Below are 24,357 nucleotides of genomic sequence, written 5' to 3'. Positions count from 1 at the left end.
ATCGCCGAGGAGCGACAGCGCTTCGACGAGGCGGAGGCGTGGTATCGCAAGGCGCTGGAAATCTTCGAGCGGCTGGGGTTGGAGCGTGACGCGGCGGACGACTACCACCAGTTGGGCATCATCGCCCAGGAGCGACAGCGCTTCGACCAGGCGGAGGCGTGGTATCGCAAGGCGCTGAAAATCTTCGAGCGGCTGGGGTTGGAGCGTGACGCGGCGTCCGACTACCACCAGTTGGGCATCATCGCCGAGGAGCGACAGCGCTTCGACGAGGCGGAGGCGTGGTATCGCAAGGCGCTGGAAACCTACGAGCGGCAGGAACATCCGCCGCTAATGGTCAACACGCTGGCGCAAATCGGCGTGCTCCGATGCCGCCAGGACCGTCCGGACGAGTCCGTCGCATGGTTCGCCAGGGCGCTCGCCATCGCGTCGGAACACGGCATGCGCGTCGCCGTTCAGATCCAACACAACCTCGCCATCGTCATGGGCGCCATGGGCGAACAGGCATTCAGCGCCGCGTGGCGCACGGCGCGCGATGGCGAGGAGCCGCCGCTGGTTGCCCTCCGCGACATCGTCGCCCGGCTGCGTTCAGCAGGCGCCTCAGAGGAGTGACCGGGCTCTCACGTCAGCGAGCGCTTCTGCCTCTGACGGTACGGGAACCGCCTCAGCGCCTCTTCGTCGAGGTCGATGCCGATGCCCGGCGTCGTCGGCAGTGCGATGTAGCCGTCTTCGACGCGCAGCGGCTCGCGCGCAATGGCAATCCCGCGTTCCTCGAAGTTCACGAAGTACTCGGTGATGAGGAAGTTGGGCATGACGGCGCTCGCCTGGAGCGTCGCGGCGAGCCCGACGGTCGTGCTGTTGTAGTTGTGCGGCGACACGGCGACGTAGTACGGCTCCGCCATCGCCGCGATCTCCTTGAGCTCCAAGATGCCGCCGCAGTTGCAGACGTCAGGGTTCAGGATGTCAGCCGCCTGGCGCTCGAACACCTCGCGGAACTCCGCCTTCGTGTAGAGCTCCTCGCCCGTCACGACCGGTATGGCGATCCGCCGCCGGACTTCGGCGAGGGCATCGACGTTCTTCGATGACACCGGCTCCTCGTACCAGAACGGGCGGTACTCCGCCATCGCCTCAGCAACGCGAACGGCGTGCATCGGCGCGAGACGGCGATGCGCCTCGATGAGGATGTCCACGTCGTCTCCGACCGCCTCCCTGACCGCGCGAACGCACGTGACGGCCGCGTCCTCGTCGTCGCGACGGATGTACTCGCGCCAGGGTCCCGGAAACGGATCGAACTTCAACGCCGTGAACCCGCGTTCCACGACTTGGCGCGCCGCGTCCGCGCACCGTTGCGCCGCCGTGTCGCCGTAGGTATGGCCTCCCCAGCCGTTTGCGTAGACCCGGATTCGGTCGTGGACGGGCCCGCCCAGCAGGTTGTAGACCGGCGTGTTCAGCGCCTTGCCGACGATGTCCCACAGCGCCTGCTCCAACCCGCTGACGGCGCAGTAGAAGTCCATCGACCCGCGCTTGGACGCGAAGTCGCAGTAGGCGATGTGGGTGAACCGGCGGATGTGGAAGGGGTTCCAGCCGATCAGGTAGCGCCCCAGCTCCTCGACCATCACGGCGATGGAGCGGTCGCGGTCGGTCTGGGTGTAGCACTCGCCCCAACCGTGCAGGCCCTCGTCGGTATCGACCTTGACGAAGAGCCAGTTCTTGCCGCCGCCCGAATCGACGAGATGCGGTGTCACGCCTGTCACGCGCATGGATCATCCCGTCGGCAGAGCGCGCTCAGCTCAAGTTGGGAAGCTCGCCCGTGCTATCTCCGAGCTGCGCAACCTCGATGTCCATCCGGTTGAGCATGGCGAGCCAGAGGTTGTTGAGCGGAGTCTCGTTCGGGTAGCGCAGATGGCGGCCCGGAGTCAGCGTCCCACAACCGCCGCCCGCCAGCAGGATCGGCAGATCGTCGTGATTGTGGCGGTTGCCATCGGAGTTGCCGCTGCCATAGACCACCATCGCGTGGTCGAGCAGCGTCCCGTCGCCTTCCGCAACGGAGTCGAGGCGTTCGAGCAGATACGCTAGGTTCCCCGTATGGAAGGTATTGATCTGTCGGATCTTCGCCTTCTTCGACTCGTCGCCGGCGTGGTGCGACAGGTCGTGATGCCCCTCCGGCACTTCGATGAAGGGATACGCCCGGTTGCTCCCCTCGTTCGCGACGACGAAGGTGACAACGCGCGTCACGTCCGTCTGGAACGCCAGCACCATCATGTCGCACATCAGGCGGATGTGCTCCTGGTAGTCAGCGGGAACGCCGGCGGGAACCGCGTAGTCGGGCGTCTGAACCGTCGGCAGCTTCTCCGCGCGATCCATCCGCGTCTCGATGTCTCGCACCGACGCGAAGTACTCGTCCAGCTTCCGGTTGTCGCTCGATCCGAGCCGATGCGACAGAGCCTTCGAGTCGTCCATCACGTAGTCGAGGATGCTTCGCCGACGCGCGTCGCGCTCGACGCGAGCCGAATCCGCCCCCGTGCCGAACATCCGCTCGAACACCAGCTTGGGGTTCACTTCCTTCGGCAGCGGCTGGGTGCCCGACCGCCAGGACATCGTGGACGAGTAGACACAGCTATAGCCCGAGTCGCAGTTGCCCGCCATCGATCCCTGCTCGCAGCCGATCTCCAGCGACGGCAGTCGCGTCAGGTGCCCGATCTCCGCCGCCGCCACCTGATCGACCGAGATGCCGGCTCGGATCGCCGCGCCGTCCGTCTTGCGCGGCTGAGCTCCGGTAAGGAACGCCGCCATTGCGCGGGCGTGATCGCCGCCGCCGTCGCCGTGAGGGCGCGCCTTGTCCGCCGTCAGACCCGTGAGAACCGAGAGCTTGCTCCGAACGCCCGCGAGCGGCTGCAGGATCGCTGGAAGGTCGAACCCGTACGCTTCACCTCTGGGCGTCCAGTCTGCCATGTTCTTGCCGTTGGGCACGTAGACGAACGCCATGCGGTTCGGTGCTGGCACGCCGGAGGTCGGCGACGCCGCCCACGACCGCAGCGGGCCCATCGCCTCGAGCCACGGCAGAAACATCGCCGCGCCCATTCCACGAAGCATCGTCCGTCGCGAGATCGGTTTGGTCAGAGACATCTCAGGTCACCTCGGTTCGGCTGCGCAGAGCTCTCCCAACGAACTCCATTCTACCCTGAAGCATAACGCTGGCGGAACATGGATGGGCTCCGATCCGCGCGGACGACTGCGACGTCAATCGGCAACGACCGTCTCGGCTCCGCGCCGCTTGCGGAACGGATCGCTCGCGACGATGGCAGTCACGAGCGCCGAGAACCGGTAGTCTTGCTCCGCCAGTCGGGACACGATCCCGTCGATGTAGGGGCGATCCGAACGCTCCGGTCCTCTCCCCAGTGCGTAGGTCAGCATCTTCTCCGCCAGGCAGCGGGCGAACAGGTCTCTGCGCCCCAGGATGACCTGCTTGAGCTCCTCGGCTCCCTGGAACGCCGTCCCATCGACCAGCACGCCCGATGGGTCGATCTCGAACGCCCCGTCCTTCTCGCGGTACGCCCCGATGGCATCGTAGTTCTCGAATGCGAAGCCGATGGCATCCATGTCCTTGTGGCAGTTGGCGCACGCGGGGTTCCGACGATGGATCTCCATCCGCTCGCGCAGCGATCCGCTAGTGACCGCCTGTTGATCCTCGGCGAGCTCTGGAACGTCGGGCGGAGGCGGAGGCGGCGGAGCCCCCAGAATCTGCTCCAACGCCCAGCGTCCCCGCTTGACGGGAGACGTGCGCGTGGGGTTCGACGTGACGGCAAGGACGCTCGCCTGCGTCAGTAAGCCTCCGCGCTGTCTGCCCTGAAGGGACACGCGACGGAACTCCGGACCCTTGATCGGCTCGCCGCCGGGCTCCACGGGCTCCTGCCCGACCCATGTTCCCTTCGTGTCGGCGATGCCGTAGTGCCGAGCCAAGGGTTCGTTCAGGAACGTGTAGTCCGCGTCGATGAGGTCGAGAACGCTCCGGTCTTCGCGCAGGATCGACTCGAAGAACAGCGCCGTTTCCTGGAGCATCGCCTCCCTGAGCCGGTCATTGAAGCTCGGGAACAGCGACGCGTCCGGCGCTATCGTCTGTATGCGTCGAACCTGGAGCCACTGGAGCGCGAAGTTCTCGACGAACGCCTTGGACTTCGGATCCGCCAACATCCGGCGCGTCTGGGCTTCGAGGTTCGCGCTGAGCTGGTTCCGCTCCGCCAGGTCGAGCAACTCGTCGTCGGGCATCGAGCTCCACAGGAAGTAGGAGAGCCGCGATGCGAGCGGGAACTCATCGAGCGCCTGCGGTCCGGGCGATGCCGTCCTGTCGTCCAGCTCGACGCGGAACAGGAACTTCGGCGAGCAGAGCGTCGCTTGCACGACGAGTTGGATACCCGCCTCCCACTTTCTTCCGTCCGCGACGACACCATCGACCGCCGATGCGGCGCGTTCGAGCTCTTCGGCGGTCGGCGGCCGACGGTACGCTCGGCGCAGGAACCGCGACAATACCTCGCGGATTTGCTCGCCCTGCGGCTTGTCCGGCGAACAGGCGAGAAGCGTCTTGTGGCTCTCCGGCCGCGTGTCGAGCGGTCCCTCCAGCGCGACATAGTCGACGACGACCTGCGCCGGCGGCTCCTCGCTCGACGGCTTAGCCAACGCCAGAAAGATGCGGTCGCGCCCGGGCATCGGAGCCAACGGGAGCTCGAGCATCTCGGCGGCATCCCGGTTCGAGGCACGGACCTCGAACGTTCCGAGGATCAGCGCCGGACGGCTCACATCGCCGACAAGCGCCGAGAGCTCCTCGTCTGACGAAGAACTTGGAAGGTTCTGCCCCTGGACGAGCACCGCGACGCGAACCGGCGGAGCGCTCTTTGCGTAGAGCCGTGCACGGAAGATGTACTCCCCGACGTCCTCGAACGGCACTTGCGCGTTGAGGGGCCCGGTCTCGATGGGCTTCGTGCCGTCGCTCGCCACGCGACGCCATCCGTCCTCGAGAACGCTGTCGATCTCGTTGGACGCGGGTTCGGCGTGTAGTGCGTTGATGCGTCGCTTGGGAACCGGAGGAGGTTCCGGCGTGATGGCGCGGAAAGCGATGCTCTCCGCCGCCGCCAGGTAGCGCTCCATCAGCGCGGGCGACAGCGTCAGCACGTCGCCGATGTTGTCGAACCCGTACCCGATGTCGTCCGATGGGAAGGTCTCCGTCGGATCGAAGTCGACGCCGATCAGGTCGCGGATGGTGTTCCGGTATTCGACTCGGTTCAGCCGCCGCATCGTGACGCGCCCTGGGTCCGGCTTCGCCTGCCGATCCGCGTGAGCGAACGCGGCGTCCATCCGTCCGATGAAGGCGGCGACCTCGTCCGGACTCGGCTTCGGAGAACCCTCCGGCGGCATGATCCTGCCGCGCACCATCTTCGCGACCTTCTCCCAGCGCGCGATGGAAGCCGCCTCTGGCTCCCCGTCGTGGGACTTGTCAAGCGCCAGCCCGGCGGCGGGCATCCTCCCGCCGTGACAACTCACGCAGTACTTGGCGACCAGCGGCTGACCCGCTTCGGCGAAGTTCGGCTTCACGGCTGCCGACGAGCAGCCGACGGCAACCGCCGCCGCGCAGACGAGCAGGATTCGGATGGCAAGACGCACCGTTCAGCCTCCCAGTCGTCGGGTTCCTCTCGATGCCGTCACCGGTGACGGCGTCAGGTTCGCGCGTCGAGCCGCCAGTCGCGCCCTTCGGCGCGCATCCGGCGTTCGATGTCCTTCATGCCGTCCCAGAACCACCAGAGGTCTTCCGGGATTGTATCGTAGTCCTCTCTGAGTGTCCGGCGGAAGTAGCCGTTCTGCGCGACCATCCGCAGCGTCCGGTTCACGTTGTGCCCGACCGTGTGGATCATCCACGGGTGGATGTAGCAGACGTCGCCGGGTTCGCCGGTGAACTCGATCCCCGTGCCGTACTCCCAAGGGAGCAAACCGCCCTGGAGCGGAGCGCGGACGTCGTGGTGACGGAAGTACTCGTGGCACATCCGGTGGCTGCCGGGCCAGACGGTGAACCCGCCGCCGCGAGGCAGCACCGTGTCCAGCAGCGTGATCGTGTTGAACGAGTGTCCGCAGGTGTTGTCCAGATGCCCGACCGTCGGCGGGTTGTAGGGTTCGCCGCGCGACGGGAACCGCAGCAGGATCGACCCCGCGCGGATAGGGTGCAGATCATCGCCGAGCAGTTGACGCGCGACGCCCGCGAGCGATTCGTGCTCCGCGAGCTCCTGCATGGGGCCCGTCCGCGCCCACGGATACTCGCCGGAGTAGCTGCTGAAGTGCTTGCCGCTCTGCCACTCATCGGGACGGTCGGGCGACTCCGGGATGTTTGCCCAGACGCGGTCTCGACAGCGGGCAATGAGCTCCGGCTCGACGACCCCGCGCCGGATGACGTAGCCCGTGATGCGGAAGAACGCGATCTCCGATTCGGTCAGCAACGGCATGTGATCCCTCCTCGTCCCAACTTGCCCGGCTGGAACAGCGCGACCCACAGCTAGAACTGGAACCAGAACGTCAGTCGCGCCGTCGCCGCTGGATCGTCCGAGCCGTCGCGCTCGACCACGACGTTCGGGATCACGTGGAGTTGCGCGAACGGACGGTACGCGACGCCGCCAAGGATCAGCGTACGCGCGTCGTCGTTAGCGTCCCGGTCGGGATCGAAGACATCGCCGCGCCCCACCAGCTCGATCGCCTTCGAGATCGCGTACCGCCCGAAGACCGAGACGCCCGAAGCCCGGTGCGATGGAGCCGAGGCGTCGACGCGCGCCCACTGCTGGAACAGCGTCGCGTACAGCCCGGCGCGCTCCGTCCCGTACCCGCCGGTGACCTTCACCGTGTTCTGGGACCCGTCGTTGGGTCGCTGACGCCAGTCCGCGAACGCCTCTGCGGCGAGCCCCCGGCGCTGATACGTCGCCAGACCGTAGAAACGCTGCTGCTTGTTGGTTTCCGGCTTGGTCGAGTCGTTGCCGACCATGAGCCAGTAGCCGAAACCCTTCACTCCGAGCGCCTTGTCGAGGTCCCCTCGGATCGAGATGCCCATGTCGCGCGACGAGGCGATGCCGCGTAGGTCGAGCGGCGTCTTCTCGAGGGCGCGGTACTTCCACGCATCCTCTTCGATCCCGCTGAACGCTGGCGTCGGTTGAATGCCGGCGATGATGCTCGGATGGATCGACGCGACGGCGGCGGACTCGATCTTCCACTGCAGATAGGCGTCCTTGACGAACACCGACGGCAGCGACTTGTCGGGGTTGGACTTCGCGCCGCTGACCGCGTCCGGCTGGAGGAAAAGCGATCCGTCGTTCGACTCCAGCCGCACGCGTGCCTTGTACGCCGCGCCGTTGCTGTAGTCGTAGGTCAGGTAGAGCCGTCGCATCCGAAAGCCGTCCAAGCCTTCGCTGTCCGGGTCGGGATGGGCGACGTTGTTGAAGTAGTCCAGATAGCCGTAGCCGGAAACCTTGGACGTAGGCGCGGCATCTTCCGCGCTGGCGCTCAGCGTCGCGACGCTTAGGACGAGCGCGGCGATCACCCCGACGCTCCGAGCCAGTGTCATTGCGCGTTCCCCTGGGTTGCCAAACAGTATGTCTCGAACCATTCAGCCTGTATCCATGCACTCAGCGAGTGTCGTCGCCACGTGCGTCAGATGTCAACGTGCATCCGTCGAGATATGGGGTAGGGCTCTGTGGCAGCGCATGGGGTGGCTCTGTCGATGCGTGCACGACATTGCCAGAGCGTATCGTCGCCATGCTAGGATAGCCACCGATGCGAACCCAGTATGAGGCGGCTCTGTCGCACGGAGCTTCATTGGCGCGGGCGAACCAGGATTCGGCGCGGCAGTGCTGGTTCTGACCCAGGCGGCGATGAACCGGTCGCGCCATCCGGTTCACACGTCCGGTTCAAGCGTGCGGTTCATACGTGACCGTGGCAAGGAGGACGACGATGGAACGATACCGAGTCGGGATCGTCGGGTGCTCGGGGATTGCCGAATCGCCCGTCGTCGGGGCGGCTGGTCGGCCGTTCCGCCAGCGGATGCCGGAGTCTCACGCATCGGCGTACGCGCTGTTCGAGGAGATCGAAGTCGTCGCGGTCTGTGATCTGGTCGAGGCGACGACAAACCGCTTTCTCAGCGACTGGAACGGGCGCTGGCAGGGCATTCGCGCCTACACGGATTACCGCGCGTTGCTGGACGCCCACGAGCTCGACATCCTCAGTGTCGCGACTTCCGACCATCGCCACGCAGACATCGTCGTCGGTGCAGCCGAACGCGGCGTTCGCGCCATCTTCTGCGAGAAACCGCTCGCGACGACCCTCGAAGACGCCGACCGGATGATCGCCGCGTGTGAGAACCACGGAACGATCCTGTCGGTCGATCACACTCGTCGATGGTCGGCGACTTACCACATGGCGAGGGATCGTGTGCGCGACGGAGCCGTGGGCGAACTCCGCCAGATCGTCGGAGTGCTCGGCGGGCCCCGCGCGATGCTCTTCCGCAATGGAACCCACCTCGTTGACCTTCTCAGCTTCTTCGCGGAGTCGACGCCCGCCTGGGTCTGGGCGGTCAACGACGCGGAGTACGGCGACTACGACACCTATCGCGGCGACGGCGGCCGCACGGCGGAACTGGAACCGGGGGTCTTCGGGTTCGTCGGGTATGAGAACGGAGTCCGCGCCGTCTACAACGGGACGAAGCACCAACCTGCCGACTTCGGCGCCGATCTTCTCGGCGCGAAGGGTAAACTCGTCGTTCGCGACACGGGCGCGACGCTCCACCGTTCTGCGACGTCGTCCGAGCTCCTGCCGTCAGAGGAGTACGTCCGCCACAAGTGGGCGGGGGCCGTCGAGGAGCTTCTGAGTCTCCTCCGCGATGACGGCGAGCCGGTCTCGTCGGGTCGCGAAGCTCGGAAGGCGGTCACCATCATGCTCGGGTTCCTCGAATCCCATCGTCGCGGGAACGTCCGTGTCGATCTCCCGTCCTGATGGTTCCTGGGAACCGATGGTCGTATGTTGGGAACCTGGGCAGGCAAAGCGCTCAGGTAGGACATCGCGCCGCCTATGGCGCTCAGGACAGCTCCAGGCGGGCTTCCTCGATTGCTGACGTGTACCCCTCGTCGACGGGCGGGTCGGGCATCGCGCGGGCTTCGGCGCAGAGTTCGTCGCATCGTTCGTTCTCGGCGTTCCCGTCGTGTCCGCGCAGCCAAGCGAACTCGACTTCGTGCTTGCCGCAGAGATCGAGCAGTCGGCTCCACAGGTCGGGGTTCGCCACGGGCTCGTTCTTGCCGCGCCGCCAGTTCCTGGCGCGCCAGCGGCGGGCCCATCCCTGCTTCATCGCGTTGACGAGGTACTCCGAGTCGCTGTGCAGCGTGACGCGGCAGGGCTCCTTGAGGGCTTCCAGCGCCCGGATCGCCGCGAAGAGCTCCATGCGGTTGTTCGTCGATTCGGCGAACGTCCCGGATAGCTCTTTGCGCGCTGCTCCGTATAGAAGGACGATCCCGTAGCCGCCCCTTCCGGGATTCGGATCGCACCCTCCGTCCGTGTAGATGGTTACATGCTTCAGAAGTCGTGTCCCTCCAACGTCAGCGCTGCGCTCTCAGCGATCCCCATCGCACCGCCGCCAGGTCGCGCCCACCCACCGCGAGGCCGTCCGCTGGATCGCGCGACAGCCATGGCTCGACAAGCGCGTTCGGCGAGACGCGGTCGCGGCGCGGCTGCGACGACGAGCCCCAGAAGTTCCCGCGAGCCTCGATCCCGCCAACCTGGGAATCCAGGTCTGCGACGCGGTTCCCGAAGATCGCGTTCCCGCCGGGCTGAGCCCGTGTCCCGAAGTCGGCGGTTCCGCTCTCGATGGACACGCCGAGACCATTGTCCACGATCCGGCTGTCGCGCACGTGGACGCGGGCGTTGGAGACCCGGATGCCCGTCAGACCGTTGCCGGCGATGACAACCCGCGCGATCCGGACGAGCCGGTCCGACTCGCTCACGATCAGCCCGTTGCCCGCGCCGTCGGTGACGCTCGCGTCCTGGATCGACGCGGATGAGTTGGTCAGCAGAATGCCTGCGTTGAACGCGTCGCGGATCGATATCCCGCGCACGGCGAGGGTGGAGTCCTCCGCGCCGATGCCGTGGTGATAGCCGTCGACGGTGACGTTCTCGACCGTCACGTCAGCCTTCTCGCAAACGATCCCAAAGTGGTGCTGGTTCGTCCCGCCCTGCAGTCGGAACCCGCGCAGCACGACGCCCGCTGCGCCCCGCACCGTCATTCCCTGTCGGAACACGGTTCCGCTGCCGGCGCCCTCGATTGTAACGCCGGGCTTTACCGCGAGCTCGCCTTCGTAGATCCCGTCGCCGACGCGGATCGTGTCGCCCGCCTGGGCTCGCTGCATCGCCGCCTGAGGCGTCAGGAACTCCTCAGGAACCCGATATGTCGACGCTTGCACTCCCGACACGGCACACGCCCAGACGATGCCGAACGCCATTCCCGCCGCCCATCGAGATGCGATGCGGCGGATCCGCCGTGCGTTCAACCCTCGAAACAACTCGGAGGATCGATGTGCCATGAGGCTCTCCTCTCCAACGCGCGCTGCGGCATGCCGGCAGCGCCTCGACACCGGAGCCCACCGGTCTACGAGCCCCCGACTCGCTCCGCGCGAGGATCGGCTTGTCGCGGCGGTACATGGATCATAGCGGATGGATCCGCCATCCCAAAGACGGAATCGGATGCGTCGCGCAGAGCATCTCGGCGTCTTCGTCGCGCGTTGACAGGACGCGTGGTGCCCTCATACTGTCTGGCAGTTCTGCTTCCGTGCTCTGATGGAGCCCACCCATGCCTGACGATCAGCTTTACCGCGAGACGCACCGCCCGCAGTTCCACTTCACGCCGCAGCGGGACTGGATGAACGATCCGAACGGACTCGTCTACTGGGACGGCGAGTACCATCTGTTCTTCCAGCACACGCCGGGCAGCCTGCGACATGGACCCAACACATGGGGGCACGCCGTCAGTACCGACCTGACGCACTGGCGGCAACTCCACCACGCCGCGCTGGATATCGACGACATGGGCTGGATGTGGTCGGGCTCGGCGGTTGTGGACCACGGGAACACGTCCGGGTTCGGGACGGGAGGAGTTCCGCCGCTGGTCGCGTTCTACACGGTTGGCGATACGCGGATCCATCCGCCGAAGCTGTGCGTCCAAGGGATCGCGTTCAGCAACGACCGAGGTCGCACCTGGACGAAATACGACGGGAACCCCGTCTTGGGTCACATCCGCGCGCAGAACCGCGATCCGAAGGTCGTCTGGCACGAACCGTCGCGGCGGTGGATCATGGCGCTGTTCCTCGATGGCAACGACTACACGCTCTATGGCTCAACGGATCTCAAGGCGTGGCAGCATCTCCACGACCTGACGCTGCCGGGGGTCTCGGAGTGCCCCGACCTGTTCGAGCTACCGGTCGACGGCGATCCTACGAACACGCGATGGGTGTTCTGGGGCGGCAATGGCGGGTATCTGATCGGTCGGTTCGACGGCAGGATGTTCGCGCCGGAGACGGATGTTCTCCACGCGGAGCAGGGCGCGAACGGCTATGCGGCTCAGACGTGGAGCGACATCCCGTCGGCGGATGGGCGTCGCATCCAGATTTCGTGGATGGCGGGCGGCAAGTACCCCGCGATGCCGTTCAACCAGCAGATGTCCTATCCCGTCGAGCTCACGCTGCGAACGCTCCCAGTGGGGATCAGGCTTTGCCGGGAACCGGTGCGGGAGATCGCGGCGCTCTACGACGAGGCACACGCATGGACGGACGTGTCGCTGTCGGCGCGGGAACGACGCGTTCTCGCCAAATCCGGCGACCTGTTCGACGTGTCGCTGGAGGTTGACGCGGCATCGGGAAGCTCCTTCGCCGTCGAGGTGCGCGGGCACCTCGTGACGTGCAACATGAGCGAGGGGACGCTCTCGTGCCTGAACCGAACGGCTCCGATCCGCGCCATTGACGGGCGCGTCAGGCTGCGGGCCCTGATCGACCGGACATCGCTGGAGCTCTTCGGCAACGACGGCGAGGTGTCGATGTCGTTCTGCTATCTGCCGGAGGCAGCAGATTACAGCCTGGCGCTACACGGCGGGGACGAGGGAGCCCGGTTCCGCGAACTGTCGGTCCGTACGCTCCGTTCGATCTGGTGATCATCGACGCGTCGCCGCGCGTCATGTCGATCTGCCATCGCCTTCCTACCCGTTCCTCAAGGCGTCGGGCGCGGGCGTAGGTCAGCCACACGACTTTCCCAGTGCGAACAGTCGTTCCCAACTCGTCGTGTCGGCGAGTATCTCCGACAGCCACTCGATCTCTTGGAGCATCGCCCGCGCGTACCGGCGGCGGTCGCCCGGGTCGCCGACGCGCCAGAGATGGCAGAACGGCGCGAACGCGTTCCTCACGAGCGCATACGGGAGCGCCGTGCGCTCGGCGTTCGTCAGTGATTCCTGCAGCGACGTGTCGTAGGTATCGACCAGTTCTCGAAGCCGGGACATGCGGCGCGCAGGCGAGTTCTCCGCGCGGAATCGCTCGCTCGTGAACGTGTAACAGAGGATGAGCGCGATGTCCTCGATCCGCGCCCGTTCGCCCATGAAGTCGAAGTCGAGAACGGCGACGAGCTGGCTGTCCCGGAAGAGCACGTTGTTGTCCCAGAAGTCTCCGTGCGCGAGCTGGCGGGGCAGGGCTCGGACCGACGCAGGTTGCGCCGCCTCCAGCTCGCCGCAAAGCCACAACGCGCGCGTCGCCAGCAGGAGTTCATCCGCATCGCGCGCTTCCCGCCGTGTCCGCTCAACCGCTTCGCGCACCCGGTTCTCGACGTCCTCGACCCGCATGTAGTTCGCATAGGGCGCGGTCCCGGCGTCGCTGTGGACGGTCAGACCGCGCATCGCGTCATGGATCTGCGCAAGCGCTTTGACCCCATGGAGGAGCCGATCCCACGTGTCCATCGGCTCGCCGTCGACGTATGCCTCGACTTCGACGATTCGGTCGCTCAGTACGGCGAATGGTTCCCCGTCCAGGGTTCGTCGAGGCCGTGCGATGGGTATGCCTGCCTGGGCGATGCGCTCCTTAGCCAGCCGCATGCCCGCTGCGCGTTCCGGTGTCGTCCATGGGCAGTACACGCGGACCACGTGTGCGCCATCGTTCGCGTCCACGCGTAGGTTCAGATTGACGGAGCCGCCCAGATCGACGGGCTCGCCGGACCATCGGAGCCCGTAGGCTTCGTGGAGGAGCGTCAGGAGCTCAGAAGAGATGACGGCGCGCTCGCGGACGCTCACCTGAGCGCCTTCCCGACAGACACGGCGGCAGGGCAGAAGCCGACACTCGAACTACGAGGCGTTCGATGTGAGGCTATGCGAAGGAGTGGCGCGCCCGGAGAGATTTGAACTCCCGACCTCATGATCCGTAGTCACGTGCACGCCCAGTTATGGCGCGGGTTTTCTGGGCATGCTTGCCAAACTCTTGCCCAAACTCACCGTTCGCGCGGGCGATAGGTGGTCTTTTCGACCCATCGCAGCACGTCTGCGCGATGGAACCGCAGCAGCCTCCCGACCTTCACGTACGGGAACCCGCCCGCCTGCGTCCAATGATAAATCGTCTTCGGCTGGACGTTCAACAGAGCGGCAACCTCGCGGACGCTCAGTAGCCGGTCGCTTCCCGCCTGTAAGGACTCACTGTCCATCGTTCATGCTCCTCTGTGTCGCCTGGCGTGGAGCGCATGTCCGTATCACCCGATGCCGCTCGCCAGTCAGACTTTCCTCACTTGCCATCGCCTTCTTCTCCGCCAGGTCTGGGTTGTCCGGGTCCAAGACCCTTCTTCTCGTCCCCCTCCATGGGTTGGGGCGTCGCGCTCTCAACCCGGAGGGCGCTTTCTCCCACAACGGCGATGTTCACCTGCACCGGCGGTAGTCGCAGCAGGCGACCCACATACGCCAAAGACCGGGCAGCCGATAGATAGCGCCTTTGCGCCCTGTCCACCGCTTTCTGCCAGTAGACCGCCATCTCTATCGTCAGCCCTTCGGCGTGCTTCCCGGCAGAGCGTGTCTCCATCGTGTGGACGTGCAGCCAACACGTGACGACTCGTTCCACGAGCAGCCGTTCTATCAGCGACGGGCTCGTCGAAAGCAGTTCGCGCTCAAGGGCTTTCGCTCTCATCAGCAGACCTTCGGCAACGCCCGCATCGAACCGGCTCACCACGAGCCTCCGCAGGTGTCCCTCCCAGTCCATTCGCTCAACCCTCTTGCGCTGCTCTTCGAGCGCCGCCCGGAGCCGGGCGCGGGCGCTCTCGTCGCCCGCGCGCACCTCCTCGGCGAGTTGAGCCACTCGCTGTTCCCACGCCTGGAAGTCCGGGCAGGCGATCGCGTCGCTAGGACTCGTCCTTGCCTTTCGCACCACGTTTGCGCCTCCACTCCCCTCGGTGATGCTGGTGATAGCCGTCCAGCGCCAGCAGACCACGAATCATCGTGCTCGTCTGGCGAAACCCCTCCGCTGCTTGTGCGTCAAGGGCGTCGTACCGAGCCTTGCAGCGTCGCCATCGTTCCCGCTCCGTTGCGCGGGTTCTCCGCTCTGCTGCGTCCAGCGCCGCCATCGCTTCGGCGAGCGCCCCCGCGCCAATGTATTGCCGGACGACGCGCTTCCCCACACGTAAAGAACGAGTGTAATAGTGCCCGCGTCCGTTGCGGCGCTCCCACGCCATTGTGTTACTCCGAATCGCTTGCCCCGCCGCCCGTGTCGGCGCGCACGCCCAATGATTCGCGCGGGCAGGCAGACAGGGCGCTTTCGATTCCAACCTCCGCCCACCGGCGTACGAGGACGTCGCCCCCCTCGCGGAGCATGTCGCCGGTGTCCTTCGCGCGGAACGGTCGCCACCGCCGCGCGTGCGGCAAGACGTGCGGCAAGACGCACCGCCAGCGCGCCGCCGCCGTTTCGCCGGCTTCGTCCGCGTCGAACGCCAGCAGGATCGTCCTCGTGTGGAGCAGGCGCGCCGTCCAGAGCGGGCGCAGGCACGACGACGCGCCGAGCGTCGCAACCGGAACCACCAAGTCGCCTGCCGCCTGTCGAACCGCCAGCATGTCGAAAACTCCCTCGACGAGCATCGCCGGCTTGCCGGGCTCCACGCCGTCGATCCCGTGCGGCGCGAGGCGGGAGCCCGTGACTGTGACGTACTTCGGCTCGCCCGCCGCGCGTCGAATCTGCGCCGCCCAGAGCGCGCCATCGACCTCAACCGGGATGACGATGCCGCGCGGAATCCAGATGTCCCCGCCCGGCGCCATCCAGGGCGGGCGCTTCTCTCGTCGCTCCGTCGGATTCAAACCGAGACGCGCCTGGCGGATTGTGTCGTCCGTGAACCTGCGCCCCCGGAGATAATCGAGCGGGCGCGGGTCGTCTCCGTCCCAAAGCTTCGCCGCCGCCGCGTCCACGAACCTCCGCGCGGCGTCCTGCCATTCCTCGCGGGGCGGATCCGGCGTCGCTGGTCGGATTGGTCGGGTCGGGTTCGACGACATGCCGAGCCGCCGCCGCGCTTCCGCCGCATCGATCCCGTGCCGCTGTTGCAGGTATCCGACGACGTTTCCGCCGTACCGACATTTTCTGCACCACCAAAGTCCCTTTCCCGCGTCCACGAGGAAGCGGTCGTCGCCGGCGCGGCAGAAGGGGCATCCTCCGACGAGCTCCTTGCCCTTCGGGCGGAGCATGACGCCGTCCGCCGCCAGAACGCCGATCAGGTCGTCCGCCATGACCGCGCCCCTCAGTTGAACCGGGACGGCTGCCCGTCCCCGGAGCTCCCCGGCGCGAAAGGATCGGCTCTGGCGGCAAACCACCGCCCGGCGACGACCGCCGCGCCGATGCGCCGCCTCGCCGCGTCCAGCACGCCGATGCTGACGTTCGTGCCGTAGGCAACTTCATGCGGGATACCATTCTTACCCGCGCGGTCGAGCAGCCTCCCCAGCCAGTCCGCCGTTTCGCGGATTTTGCGCTCCGTTTTCGCGGCGAGGTTGGGCATTCGCGCGAGCGCGGAGCCCACAGCTTCGTCAACAAGGGCATCCGCGTCGGCGAGAGAACCGGAAAACAAGCTTGCAGCCTCCGCCACTTCCTCATCGGTCGGACGCACGATGGAGGCGTCGAACGCCGCCCGCCCCAGGGGGTCGCCTTGGTCGGCAGACGCCCTTATACCGCGCAAAGCTCCTTCCGGGGGGTTTCTACCCGCTAGCCCGCTAGGATCCCTGTGTTCATGCGGCTCTGCGGGAGTTTCGGATCCGCTAGGCGAAGCCACTCCTAGCGGATCCGAAACAGGCCTTGCGCCCAGTGTTTGCGGGGATCCTAGCGTCCCTAGCGGATGCGGTGCGGGGATTTCGGGCTGCGCGCCAAGATACTGCCCCCAAGCCTCGACGAAGTCGCTGCGCTCGTACCCTCGACAGTTCACACCATCGACCCACAGCTGCTTCGGATGGATGTCGAAGCGTCGAAGAAGTACCGCAAGCCGCGCGGGGGTCAGCCCGTTTCCGCGCGCGTAGTCTACCCAGCGCGATTCCGGGAGTTCACGTAGGAGTTGGATTAGTCGGGGCGTGGGAAGGCGTTCGACGCGTCCGCCGCCCACGTCGAGCGGCGCGTCGTCCTCGTCCGCCCTCTTGAATGCCGCGAAGATGTCCCTGAGCAATGCCTCAAGGAAGTCGTCCTCGTCCAACGCCGCGCCCGACAGCGCCAGCGCCGCGCGCCGGGCGCGCTCGGGCCAGTCGCCCCCCACCTCGTCGGCGATGCTAAGCAGTACCCTCCAGTTGTCCGCCGCTCTGTCGTGCAGCGCGCTCGGAACCTCCGGGTCGGCGTCCCGCAGCGCGTGGAGATGGTCGTTCGACCAACGCATCAGACGCGAGCGCAGCGGCTCGAAGTGCCCCGACCGATCAATCCGCCAACGCTCGACCGCCACGCCCTTCGGCTTGCGCCCCATCCGGACTTCGATGGCCCGGTCGGCGAGCGTGCTCGGCAAAGTCCCGATCTTGGCGACGCAAGTCGCGGCCCACACGTCGAACCGACGGGGTTCGTGATTGTCTCCCACCGTCCGCAGGACGAAAGCGTTTGCCCGCGCGTGCCCGGCGTTCAAGATGCCGTGCAGCGTGCTGTCGTCGTTCAAGAACGTATCCATTTCATCAATCAGCAGCGTTGGATGCAATTGCTCGATGCTCCGAAACACCGCCGCCGTCGTCGTGTTCGATGTCGGAAGGGGCTTCAAAGCGAGCGCGCCGATGAACGATAACAGCGTCGTTTTGCCGCACCGCCGCGTCGGCGACGTGACCGCTAGTCGCGGGGAGATGCTCGCCGCGCCCACTGTATAGGTGAAAGCGATCCACAAAGCGGTCGTGTCCGCCCCCGCGTCGCTCTCGAAATGGACGAACCGCCGTGCCGTCTCGACCAGCTCGTCGAGCAGTTTCGCGCCGTCCACCGGTTCCGATGACGGTTGCGGCGCGTCGAGAACCACGGCTTGCCCTTGCAGACCGTCCGGCTCGCCGGATTTGCCGCCCACATCCTCTCCGAGCGCCGCATCCACGAGTCGGGCGGGGCTTCCGCATTTGCGGCGTTTGAGCTCGGCGATAAGTCGCTCCCGGAGAGTCTCGCGCGCCAGCGCGTCCCCCTGCCCGTTCGCGCCGGCAACCGCCCGCAACGCCGCTTCGATCCGCTCCACGTCGGCGTCGGCGGGCAGATCGCGGAGCGGACGGAGCGGGTCGTCGCCGGCGGAGCACTCGGCGCGCATCAGGTCGTCGGTCATCTTTGGTCCCCGCCCTGCCCGACCGCCCCGGCAAGCTCCACGACCTCGGACGGCTCGACGCCGAGCGCGCGCGCGAGCTTGCGCGCCTGCGCTATGGACGGGAGAAGCCGCCCCCCAGTGATGAGCGAAACCGTGTAGGGCGTCACCCCTGCCGACGCGGCGAGCTGAAGAGCCGTCAAGCCCCGCTGCTCGCGCGCCTCTCTCAAGGTTATTCGTTCCATGTTTTGCGCTCCTTGATTGTCCATTGCCCAACGTTCACGCGGAGTATACCATAGCGATACGCTACGCCGCGCGTAGCGACAAGGTCTTGTTCGCACTCGTCGCGCTACGGGGGTCATCTTCGCGGAATACCGTCACCCAACGGGGCGCGTCCATCCCGCACAGGGAGACGGTTAGCCCTGTAACCATGCATAAGGATCGGGACGATGAAAAAAGTGGGCGTGCTATGAATAATCTACAAGACGAGTTCGTGGAGCTTGTCGAACGTGTCGCCGACCGGCTCGCCCTCGAATCCGGCAAGCGTCCCTCGGTCGCCGCCGTCCGCGCCGCCGTCCGCGCGAAGAAAGCCCGCGTTGAAGCCGCGATGCGCGACTACCACCCACCCCGCTGGACGGCGCAATGCGGAACGTCGCGCGAAGCTGCCCCGACGATGCGGTACCTCCGCGCGTGCGACGACGCCTTGAACCCGCGCCCCATGTTCTTTGCGAACCGCCGCGAACCACCTGCCTACGCCGCGAACGCGGCAGATAGGCGCGAAGCCATCCGCCGGATGAACCTTCTGACCGCAGCCGTCGCCGCATTGCTCCGGGACAAGGCAACCCCGGACGCGCTTCGTCCGGCGGTGGCTGAATGCGCGAGGAGAGCGCGCACGGAAGGCTTCTTTACAGAACTGACCGCCCCGCTCCCGACCGACGTGGCGGAGCGACTCACCTTCATCGCGTCGCGACTTGAACGACTCGTTCGTGAACGAGAGCGCGCCAAGACGATTGGGAGCCGAGTCGCCGACGCCGTGACCGACTTGAACGCCGCCGTTGCCAACGCCGCGCTTGAAGGTCGAGTCGTCTATCTCCGCGCCCCTGCGGGTTGGCTTACGCTGCCTGTGACCGTCCACGAGTTCGCCATCGCGCCCGTCGGGACGTTCCCTATCGGCGCGCCACCGCGAACCGCAAGCGAGTTGCAGTCTTGGCGGGACAAGGGCATTGAGGACGGGTATATCGGCGACATGATGCTATCGCTTCCCGACGCCGCCACGGTCGCAGGCGTCTCGGTTCCCGCGATGAGGCAGAGGATTCGCCGTTCAAAGAAAGACCACCCGTTCGTATCGCTCCCGAAGGGAACCGACAAGCGTTGCGAGCATCACGTTGCGTTCGGCGACCTTCTGCTTTGGCTCGATACGTGGACGGGTCGAAAGGCGCGGAGGGGGGTTTCCCAAGGCGGGGAGTTGCGCGTCGTGGTCGAACGCAGCGAAATCGAAACGCGCGTCTAGCTCGTTGGCGACGCGCCCGATGCGGAAACGTACGGAGCGCCTATCTGCCAGGCAGATAGGTAGGGGCTCAAACGACCGCCGCCGGAGTCCCGCCCTCTCGTTGTCAATCGGATAGGGCAGGACGCGCCTCGCCTGCGCCTGGACTACGGAAGCGCGCCTCTCACTCTCCCGTCGGCGCCGAACACGCGCACCACGCCTGGAAATGGCGATGGATCGTGCTGTCGTCGCCGTATTCCTTGGGGATTCGATTCCACTGACAGCCGGTGCGCAGCTTGTAGACAACCCCGTCCAACACCGGGCGAAGCGGCACGCGCTTGCGGTCTTGCCGACGTCGAGGATACTCGCGGCTCAGAATCTCCTCGATGATCTCCCACACGTCGTCGGGAGCCGCCCAGATCGTCGGTTCCGGCTTGGCACTCTCGTTGGTTCTCACGCGATAGGCTCCTAGGCGAACGGTCTCAGCGAGCCTATCGCCAGGTCCCATTCGCTGGTTGAGATAGACTCTTAGACGTTAGCGACGTGGGTGTGGACTGGGGCGGCTGGAGTATGGCTATCGCAGGGCGGAGCAAATGCGCTCCGCGATGAGGCTGAGCCCTCTGTCGCGCGTCATCCTGCCTTCGATGATGACGATACCCTCCGTAAAGAGCACCGCGCCGGACCGCTGGTAGACTCGGTCGAAGACCGTCGTGTCCAGCAGACCCGTCTCGTCGCTCAACGTCAGGAAGACGACCACCTTGCCCGACCGCGTCGGAGGACGATGGGGCTGGACGGGAACCCCGGCGACTCGGACGCAGCCTTCCTTCCTCTTCGCCTCCATGCAGGTGAGAACGCCCTGCGCATCGAGGCTCTCGCGCAGGAAGTCGAGCGGGTGCCAATTCGGGCTGAACCCCAGCGAGCGGAACTCTATCGTGCACAGCGCGCGATCGGAGAAGGGCTCGACATGGGGCAAGGAGAGAACAGGCGTACCCAAGCCAAGGGGGTCGTCGCCGGCGACGGGGATGCGTCCCTCCGCCAACGCCCACAGCAGCGCGCGGCGATTGGGATGCAGACGCTCGAAGGCTCCTGCCATGACGAGGTTCTCCAACTCATCCCGTGCAGGTCGCACGCGCGCCGCGAAGTCCACGACGCTCTCGAAGTCGCGCCGATGCCGCTCTTCCGCCATGCGGTCCCGCGTCTCCTCGCGGAGCTTCCGCGTTGCGCGCCATCCGGTGCGGATCCACCGATCCGATGAGGTGAACTCGTCTCGGCTCAGGTTCACATCGAGCGGGAGAATGTCGATGCCTCGCCGCTTCGCTTCCGTCACGAGGATGTAGGGGGGCCAACAGCCCATCGGCTGGTTGTTCAGGAGTCCGCAGTAGAATTCGGCGGGATGGTGCGTCAGCAGGTACGCCGTCCGATACGCCGTGTCGCCGAACGCGGCGGCGTGTCCTTCGCAGAACCCGTAGCCGCCGTAGGCGCTGACCCATTCGAAGATCGTCTCGGCGGTCTCTTGAGAGTATCCCCGCGCGATCGTCTTGGAGACGAACATCTTTCCGAGGTTCTCCATCTCCTCGCGTGTGCGTTTGTGTGTCATCGCTCGCCGGAGGATGTCCGCCTCGCCGGGGGTGAACCCTGCGATGGCGACGCAGATGTCGATGACCTGCTCCTGAAAGAGCACGACGCCGTAGGTGCGTTCCAGGATCGGGCGGAGCTCCGGCAGTAGGTAGTCCACCGGCTGGATGCCCAGCTTTCGGCGCACCCAGGGCTCCACCATCTCGCCCTTGAGGGGACCGGGACGGATAGCCGCGACGCTGTGGACGATGTCCTCGATGGTGCTCGCCATGAGCCGGCTTTGGAGGACACGCTGCGCTGGACTCTCGATCTGGAAGGCTCCGGCGGTTTCGCCGGTCTGAACCAGTCGATAGGTCTTCGCATCGTCGAGGGGAATGCGCTCGAACACGAGGGGTTCCGTGTCGTTGAGGACAGCGATCCGCTCCATGTGCCGCATCGTGTCTTCGACGGCTCCGAGCATGCGCAGATGGAGGAAGTCGAACTTGACGAGCCCCATGTCCTCGACATCGACCTTGTCGAAGGGAATGATGTTGCAGCCCTTCGCGGATTCCTGGAGAGGAGCGATCTCGGCGATCGGGGGGCCTGTCACGATGATGCCGCTGGCATGGGTCAAGATATGGCGCGGGTGCTCCGCGATCCTGCCGCAGAGGTCGAAGAGCAGCTCGAAGCGTTTGCGCGGGATGTTCAGGGCGCGGACTTCGGGATAGCGGTCCAGCAGCGCCTCGATATCGTCCGCGCTGGCGAACATGGGAATCCGCTTCGCCAGGACGTGGAGTTCGCTCTCGCGGAATCCGAACACCTTGCCGACGTCGCGCACCGTGCCGCGCGCGCGGTAGCAGTGGAACGCGGCGACGGCGGCGGCGTGATCCTGTCCGTAGGTCTCCAGGACATAGTCTGCGATCCGCTCCCGGTACCGGGCGTCGAAGTCGAGATCGACGTCCGGAAGGCTGTGAGCGCGCTCGTGACTGATGAACCGCTCGAACCGATGGTTCCGTCCGAATGCGTCCACGTTCGTCAGGTAGAGGCAGTAGGCGACGACGGAATCCGCCGCAGACCCTCTCCCGGCGAAGCGGATCCCCTTTTGCTTGGCGACGTCCACCACGTCCGTGAAGATCAGGAAGTACTCGGCGAAATCGAGCGCGATGATCGTCTGGAGCTCGTGCTCGATGCGAGCTCGAAGCGCGTCGCTGAGCGTCCCGTAGCGTTCCCGCGCTCCGGCGTAGACCTTCATCGTCAAGACGCGGGGGGCGTCCTGTCCCGAATAGAGCCCCGGATAGCGCGGCATGTAGGCTCTCCCGCCGAGGGAGTAGGTCTCGCACATGGACGCGATCCGCAGCGTGTTCCGCACCGCTTCCGGGCAATCATTGAAGGCGCGTTCCATCTCGTCGGGCGGCTTCAGGTAGCGTTCCGCGTTGATATTCCGGTCGGGATGAGGTTCGTCGATACGGCATCCGACGCGGATGCAGGTCAGGATATCGTGCGTACGGAAGTCGTCCGGCGCGAGATGGTGGACGTTGTTCGTCGCGACGACGGGCAGGCAGTGTCGGCGAGCCAGTTCACGGAGCGCGGCATCCACCATGCGGTCGCCGGGAAGCCCGGTGCGTTGCAGTTCGACAAACAGCCGCTCTCTGCCGAAGAGCCCCAGCAGGCGTCCGATGATGTTCCCTGCGCCTGGCTCGTCACGCCGCGCGACGGCTCTGGAAAGAGCTCCCCGCCGGCAGCCGGTCAGGCAGATCAGGTCCTGCGTGTTGGCGTCGAGCGCCTTCCATGCGAGCGATGGCGACCCTCGCTCGTGGTCCAGATGGGAGCGCGTCAGCAGTCGGCAGAGGTTCGCGTATCCGCTGGCGTTCTGCGCCAGAAGTGTCAGATGGGAACCGTCGTCCAGAGTGACTTCGGAGCCGAGGATGGGCTGAATGCCCGACTGTTCGCAGGCTTTCAGGTGACGCACCGCTCCGGCGACCATGTTGTGATCTGTCAGAGCGAGCGCGGGCATACCCAGCTCGGATGCCCTTCGGACGAGGTGGGGGATGGTCGTCGCGCCGTCGAGGAAACTGAACGGGCTGTGGACGTGAAGATGAGCGAAGGACACGGCGCGGCTCTCCACTCAATCGAGACTCAGTCGAAGACGCGATACAGATGCCACGCGCCCGATACCTCGTCGCGATAGACGACGAAAAGCCCTTTCGACGCGGTTCGCGTTCCCTCGAGGCGATAGAAGCGCTTCGGGCTCTCTCCGTGCCACCAGATGCCCGTCTCGACCCACGTGTCGATGACGGCGACGGAGTAGGAGGCGCCTGAAGAGAACCGGAGAGCCGTTGGAACGCCGTCCGGCGCGTCCACGTCGATCTCCGTCTCGACGCGCTTGCTCATCGCTGGCTTTTCTCCCTACCAGCCGGTTCCCACGGGACAGAGCCCGTTGCTCTCCCAGATCCGTTCGGCGAAACGCAGCGGTTGGAGATGATGCGGAGCGCTCTCGTCGCTCAGGATAGACAAGGAGCGGCTTCCGAACCGCGCGCGGGTCATCTCCATTGCCTTCGCCGTCTTGCGTTCGCGCTCTTTGTCGGGGTTCCCCCAGAGCGCCCCTTGTTCGTCGTCCCAGCCCGACAGCTCGCGGCATACGAGTGCGATGCGCTCCACCTCCTCGCCCTGCCAGAGCTCGCCCCAAAGACGTCCCGCGCGGTGGGAGATCGCCAATTCGGAGAGCTCGGCGCGTGGAAAGCGGGAGCCTCCATCGCGTCGTTCCCCGTCGGCGAAACGGAGCGAGAGGGCGATCTCGGCGGGGCGTCGCCTTTCACCGCGCAGACGGCGATAGGAGGTTCTGCAGAGCCGCTGTAGGAGCGCGACGAGCCGGGGCTCCTGATCCGTGGGCGGAGCGAACGACTGGGAGACGAAGAGCGACCGGGGCGGATAGTTCGGGTGGATCCGCCGCGTCGTTTTGCCCTTGGCGGTCTGATAGACCGCCCAGCCGTCGTTTTTCCCGACGATGCCGAGGAACCGCGCCATCGGCAGGTGAGCGACATCCCCCAGCGTGCGGATACCCAGGCGGTCGCACTGTTCCACCAGAGGAGTGGGAATCGACGGGCATTTGGAAAGCGGAATACTCGCGCGGAAGGGGAGCTCCTCGTCGGCAGTCAGGACGATCCCGTTAGGCGGCTTGCGTAGAGCCGTCTGGGCGATGAGCGGGCACGATCCCCCGCCGATGCGCGTTTCCAAGCCCGTCGCTGAGCGTATCCCTTCGCGGATGGTCTCCGCTCGCTCTCTCAGCGTCTCGCCTTTGCGGAGACACCCAGTCAGGTCTACGAAGCCCTTGTGGTAGTCCAGCGTCTCAACGAGCGGCGTATGGGCGGCAGCGATATCCCACACCCTCTGCGCCAACTCCCGGCACTGGACAGGGTTCTCGTCGGAAACGACCGCCGGAGCTAGCCGAAGCGCACGCCGCAGGGGCATTCCGAGGGTAACGCCCTTCCGAAGGACCTCCTCCGATGCGTCGAGAACGGCGTCGTCGCGCG

Annotated in this window: 22 protein-coding genes and 1 tRNA gene; 4 read left to right on the top strand and 19 right to left on the bottom strand. The window is 66.0% G+C overall.

Translation table 11 applies throughout. The features are described 5' to 3' along the window. Positions 1-609, top strand: coding sequence for a tetratricopeptide repeat protein (locus FJZ36_10345; protein MBM3215299.1), 609 nt, complete (start codon positions 1-3; stop codon positions 607-609). A gap of 8 nt (positions 610-617) precedes the next feature. Here FJZ36_10345 and FJZ36_10340 read toward each other — a convergent pair whose 3' ends face one another. The 5 genes from FJZ36_10340 to FJZ36_10320 form a co-directional block, all read right to left on the bottom strand. Then, complete coding sequence (locus FJZ36_10340) at positions 618-1,757, bottom strand: mandelate racemase/muconate lactonizing enzyme family protein (GenBank protein ID MBM3215298.1); 1,140 nt, start codon at positions 1,755-1,757, stop codon at positions 618-620. A 25-nt stretch (positions 1,758-1,782) separates the two neighbouring features. Continuing rightward, complete coding sequence (locus tag FJZ36_10335; GenBank protein MBM3215297.1) at positions 1,783-3,123, bottom strand: DUF1552 domain-containing protein; 1,341 nt, start codon at positions 3,121-3,123, stop codon at positions 1,783-1,785. A 114-nt stretch (positions 3,124-3,237) separates the two neighbouring features. Further along, on the bottom strand, positions 3,238-5,652 hold the full coding sequence (locus tag FJZ36_10330; GenBank protein MBM3215296.1) for a DUF1592 domain-containing protein: 2,415 nt from the start codon (positions 5,650-5,652) through the stop codon (positions 3,238-3,240). A gap of 53 nt (positions 5,653-5,705) precedes the next feature. Next, positions 5,706-6,482, bottom strand: a complete 777-nt coding sequence (locus FJZ36_10325; GenBank protein MBM3215295.1) for a phytanoyl-CoA dioxygenase family protein — start codon at positions 6,480-6,482, stop codon at positions 5,706-5,708. Positions 6,483-6,532: 50 nt separating this feature from the next. Beyond that, positions 6,533-7,588, bottom strand: a complete 1,056-nt coding sequence (locus FJZ36_10320; protein ID MBM3215294.1) for a hypothetical protein — start codon at positions 7,586-7,588, stop codon at positions 6,533-6,535. 386 nt (positions 7,589-7,974) lie between these two features. On the opposite strand from FJZ36_10320, the gene FJZ36_10315 reads away from it, so the two are divergent. Then, a complete protein-coding gene (locus FJZ36_10315; protein MBM3215293.1) occupies positions 7,975-9,012 on the top strand; it encodes a Gfo/Idh/MocA family oxidoreductase in 1,038 nt (345 codons plus the stop codon). Between the two features lie 82 nt (positions 9,013-9,094). Here FJZ36_10315 and rnhA read toward each other — a convergent pair whose 3' ends face one another. After that, positions 9,095-9,589: a ribonuclease HI gene (gene rnhA, locus FJZ36_10310; GenBank protein ID MBM3215292.1), complete on the bottom strand. Its 495-nt coding sequence runs from the start codon at positions 9,587-9,589 to the stop codon at positions 9,095-9,097. A gap of 19 nt (positions 9,590-9,608) precedes the next feature. Then, positions 9,609-10,589: a DUF1565 domain-containing protein gene (locus FJZ36_10305; GenBank protein MBM3215291.1), complete on the bottom strand. Its 981-nt coding sequence runs from the start codon at positions 10,587-10,589 to the stop codon at positions 9,609-9,611. A gap of 266 nt (positions 10,590-10,855) precedes the next feature. On the opposite strand from FJZ36_10305, the gene FJZ36_10300 reads away from it, so the two are divergent. After that, positions 10,856-12,208 carry a glycoside hydrolase family 32 protein gene (locus FJZ36_10300; protein ID MBM3215290.1) on the top strand — a complete coding sequence of 451 codons (1,353 nt, stop codon included), beginning with the start codon at positions 10,856-10,858 and terminating at the stop codon, positions 12,206-12,208. A gap of 81 nt (positions 12,209-12,289) precedes the next feature. Here the strand turns inward: FJZ36_10300 and FJZ36_10295 are convergent, their stop codons facing one another. The 8 genes from FJZ36_10295 to FJZ36_10260 form a co-directional block, all read right to left on the bottom strand. Further along, the gene (locus FJZ36_10295; GenBank protein ID MBM3215289.1) at positions 12,290-13,366 is read right to left on the bottom strand and encodes a hypothetical protein; all 1,077 of its coding nucleotides are present in this window, start codon (positions 13,364-13,366) and stop codon (positions 12,290-12,292) included. A gap of 50 nt (positions 13,367-13,416) precedes the next feature. Continuing rightward, positions 13,417-13,492: transfer RNA gene (locus FJZ36_10290), tRNA-Arg, on the bottom strand. A gap of 32 nt (positions 13,493-13,524) precedes the next feature. Continuing rightward, a complete protein-coding gene (locus FJZ36_10285; protein MBM3215288.1) occupies positions 13,525-13,734 on the bottom strand; it encodes a helix-turn-helix domain-containing protein in 210 nt (69 codons plus the stop codon). Positions 13,735-13,811: 77 nt separating this feature from the next. Continuing rightward, the gene (locus FJZ36_10280) at positions 13,812-14,444 is read right to left on the bottom strand and encodes a hypothetical protein (protein MBM3215287.1); all 633 of its coding nucleotides are present in this window, start codon (positions 14,442-14,444) and stop codon (positions 13,812-13,814) included. Beyond that, positions 14,419-14,748 (bottom strand): hypothetical protein, encoded by a 330-nt coding sequence (locus tag FJZ36_10275; protein ID MBM3215286.1) that lies wholly within the window; start codon positions 14,746-14,748, stop codon positions 14,419-14,421. Before FJZ36_10275 ends, FJZ36_10280 begins: the two co-directional genes overlap by 26 nt. Positions 14,749-14,752: 4 nt before the next feature. Beyond that, positions 14,753-15,787, bottom strand: coding sequence for a toprim domain-containing protein (locus tag FJZ36_10270; GenBank protein ID MBM3215285.1), 1,035 nt, complete (start codon positions 15,785-15,787; stop codon positions 14,753-14,755). Positions 15,788-15,798: 11 nt separating this feature from the next. Beyond that, on the bottom strand, positions 15,799-17,811 hold the full coding sequence (locus FJZ36_10265; protein ID MBM3215284.1) for a DUF3631 domain-containing protein: 2,013 nt from the start codon (positions 17,809-17,811) through the stop codon (positions 15,799-15,801). After that, positions 17,808-18,149, bottom strand: a complete 342-nt coding sequence (locus tag FJZ36_10260) for a helix-turn-helix domain-containing protein (protein ID MBM3215283.1) — start codon at positions 18,147-18,149, stop codon at positions 17,808-17,810. Before FJZ36_10260 ends, FJZ36_10265 begins: the two co-directional genes overlap by 4 nt. Positions 18,150-18,256: 107 nt before the next feature. Between FJZ36_10260 and FJZ36_10255 the strand changes: the two genes are divergently transcribed. Further along, positions 18,257-19,297 carry a hypothetical protein gene (locus FJZ36_10255; GenBank protein MBM3215282.1) on the top strand — a complete coding sequence of 347 codons (1,041 nt, stop codon included), beginning with the start codon at positions 18,257-18,259 and terminating at the stop codon, positions 19,295-19,297. A 160-nt stretch (positions 19,298-19,457) separates the two neighbouring features. Here FJZ36_10255 and FJZ36_10250 read toward each other — a convergent pair whose 3' ends face one another. From FJZ36_10250 to FJZ36_10235, 4 genes are all read right to left on the bottom strand, one after another. Then, on the bottom strand, positions 19,458-19,781 hold the full coding sequence (locus FJZ36_10250) for a transposase (GenBank protein ID MBM3215281.1): 324 nt from the start codon (positions 19,779-19,781) through the stop codon (positions 19,458-19,460). Positions 19,782-19,847: 66 nt separating this feature from the next. After that, positions 19,848-22,952, bottom strand: a complete 3,105-nt coding sequence (locus FJZ36_10245) for a DNA polymerase III subunit alpha (GenBank protein MBM3215280.1) — start codon at positions 22,950-22,952, stop codon at positions 19,848-19,850. 11 nt (positions 22,953-22,963) lie between these two features. Further along, positions 22,964-23,218 (bottom strand): hypothetical protein, encoded by a 255-nt coding sequence (locus FJZ36_10240; protein MBM3215279.1) that lies wholly within the window; start codon positions 23,216-23,218, stop codon positions 22,964-22,966. Positions 23,219-23,233: 15 nt separating this feature from the next. Then, a partial coding sequence (locus tag FJZ36_10235; protein ID MBM3215278.1) for a hypothetical protein occupies positions 23,234-24,357 on the bottom strand: 1,124 nt, incomplete at its 5' end.

The sequence above is a fragment of the Candidatus Poribacteria bacterium genome (assembly GCA_016866785.1).
GTDB lineage: Bacteria > Poribacteria > WGA-4E.
This window is presented reverse-complemented; position numbering and strand designations above follow the sequence as displayed.

What these genes read in the sequence shown, in the direction of transcription:
- FJZ36_10340 (MBM3215298.1), bottom strand. Translation starts at nt 1,757, where the DNA reads ATGCGCGTGACAGGCGTGACACCGCATCTCGTCGATTCGGGCGGCGGC.
- FJZ36_10270 (MBM3215285.1), bottom strand. Translation starts at nt 15,787, where the DNA reads ATGGCGGACGACCTGATCGGCGTTCTGGCGGCGGACGGCGTCATGCTC.
- FJZ36_10275 (MBM3215286.1), bottom strand. Translation starts at nt 14,748, where the DNA reads ATGGCGTGGGAGCGCCGCAACGGACGCGGGCACTATTACACTCGTTCT.
- FJZ36_10250 (MBM3215281.1), bottom strand. Translation starts at nt 19,781, where the DNA reads ATGGGACCTGGCGATAGGCTCGCTGAGACCGTTCGCCTAGGAGCCTAT.
- FJZ36_10255 (MBM3215282.1), top strand. Translation starts at nt 18,257, where the DNA reads ATGAATAATCTACAAGACGAGTTCGTGGAGCTTGTCGAACGTGTCGCC.
- FJZ36_10300 (MBM3215290.1), top strand. Translation starts at nt 10,856, where the DNA reads ATGCCTGACGATCAGCTTTACCGCGAGACGCACCGCCCGCAGTTCCAC.
- FJZ36_10285 (MBM3215288.1), bottom strand. Translation starts at nt 13,734, where the DNA reads ATGGACAGTGAGTCCTTACAGGCGGGAAGCGACCGGCTACTGAGCGTC.
- FJZ36_10335 (MBM3215297.1), bottom strand. Translation starts at nt 3,123, where the DNA reads ATGTCTCTGACCAAACCGATCTCGCGACGGACGATGCTTCGTGGAATG.
- FJZ36_10240 (MBM3215279.1), bottom strand. Translation starts at nt 23,218, where the DNA reads ATGAGCAAGCGCGTCGAGACGGAGATCGACGTGGACGCGCCGGACGGC.
- FJZ36_10320 (MBM3215294.1), bottom strand. Translation starts at nt 7,588, where the DNA reads ATGACACTGGCTCGGAGCGTCGGGGTGATCGCCGCGCTCGTCCTAAGC.
- FJZ36_10305 (MBM3215291.1), bottom strand. Translation starts at nt 10,589, where the DNA reads ATGGCACATCGATCCTCCGAGTTGTTTCGAGGGTTGAACGCACGGCGG.
- FJZ36_10325 (MBM3215295.1), bottom strand. Translation starts at nt 6,482, where the DNA reads ATGCCGTTGCTGACCGAATCGGAGATCGCGTTCTTCCGCATCACGGGC.
- FJZ36_10260 (MBM3215283.1), bottom strand. Translation starts at nt 18,149, where the DNA reads ATGACCCCCGTAGCGCGACGAGTGCGAACAAGACCTTGTCGCTACGCG.
- FJZ36_10265 (MBM3215284.1), bottom strand. Translation starts at nt 17,811, where the DNA reads ATGACCGACGACCTGATGCGCGCCGAGTGCTCCGCCGGCGACGACCCG.
- FJZ36_10315 (MBM3215293.1), top strand. Translation starts at nt 7,975, where the DNA reads ATGGAACGATACCGAGTCGGGATCGTCGGGTGCTCGGGGATTGCCGAA.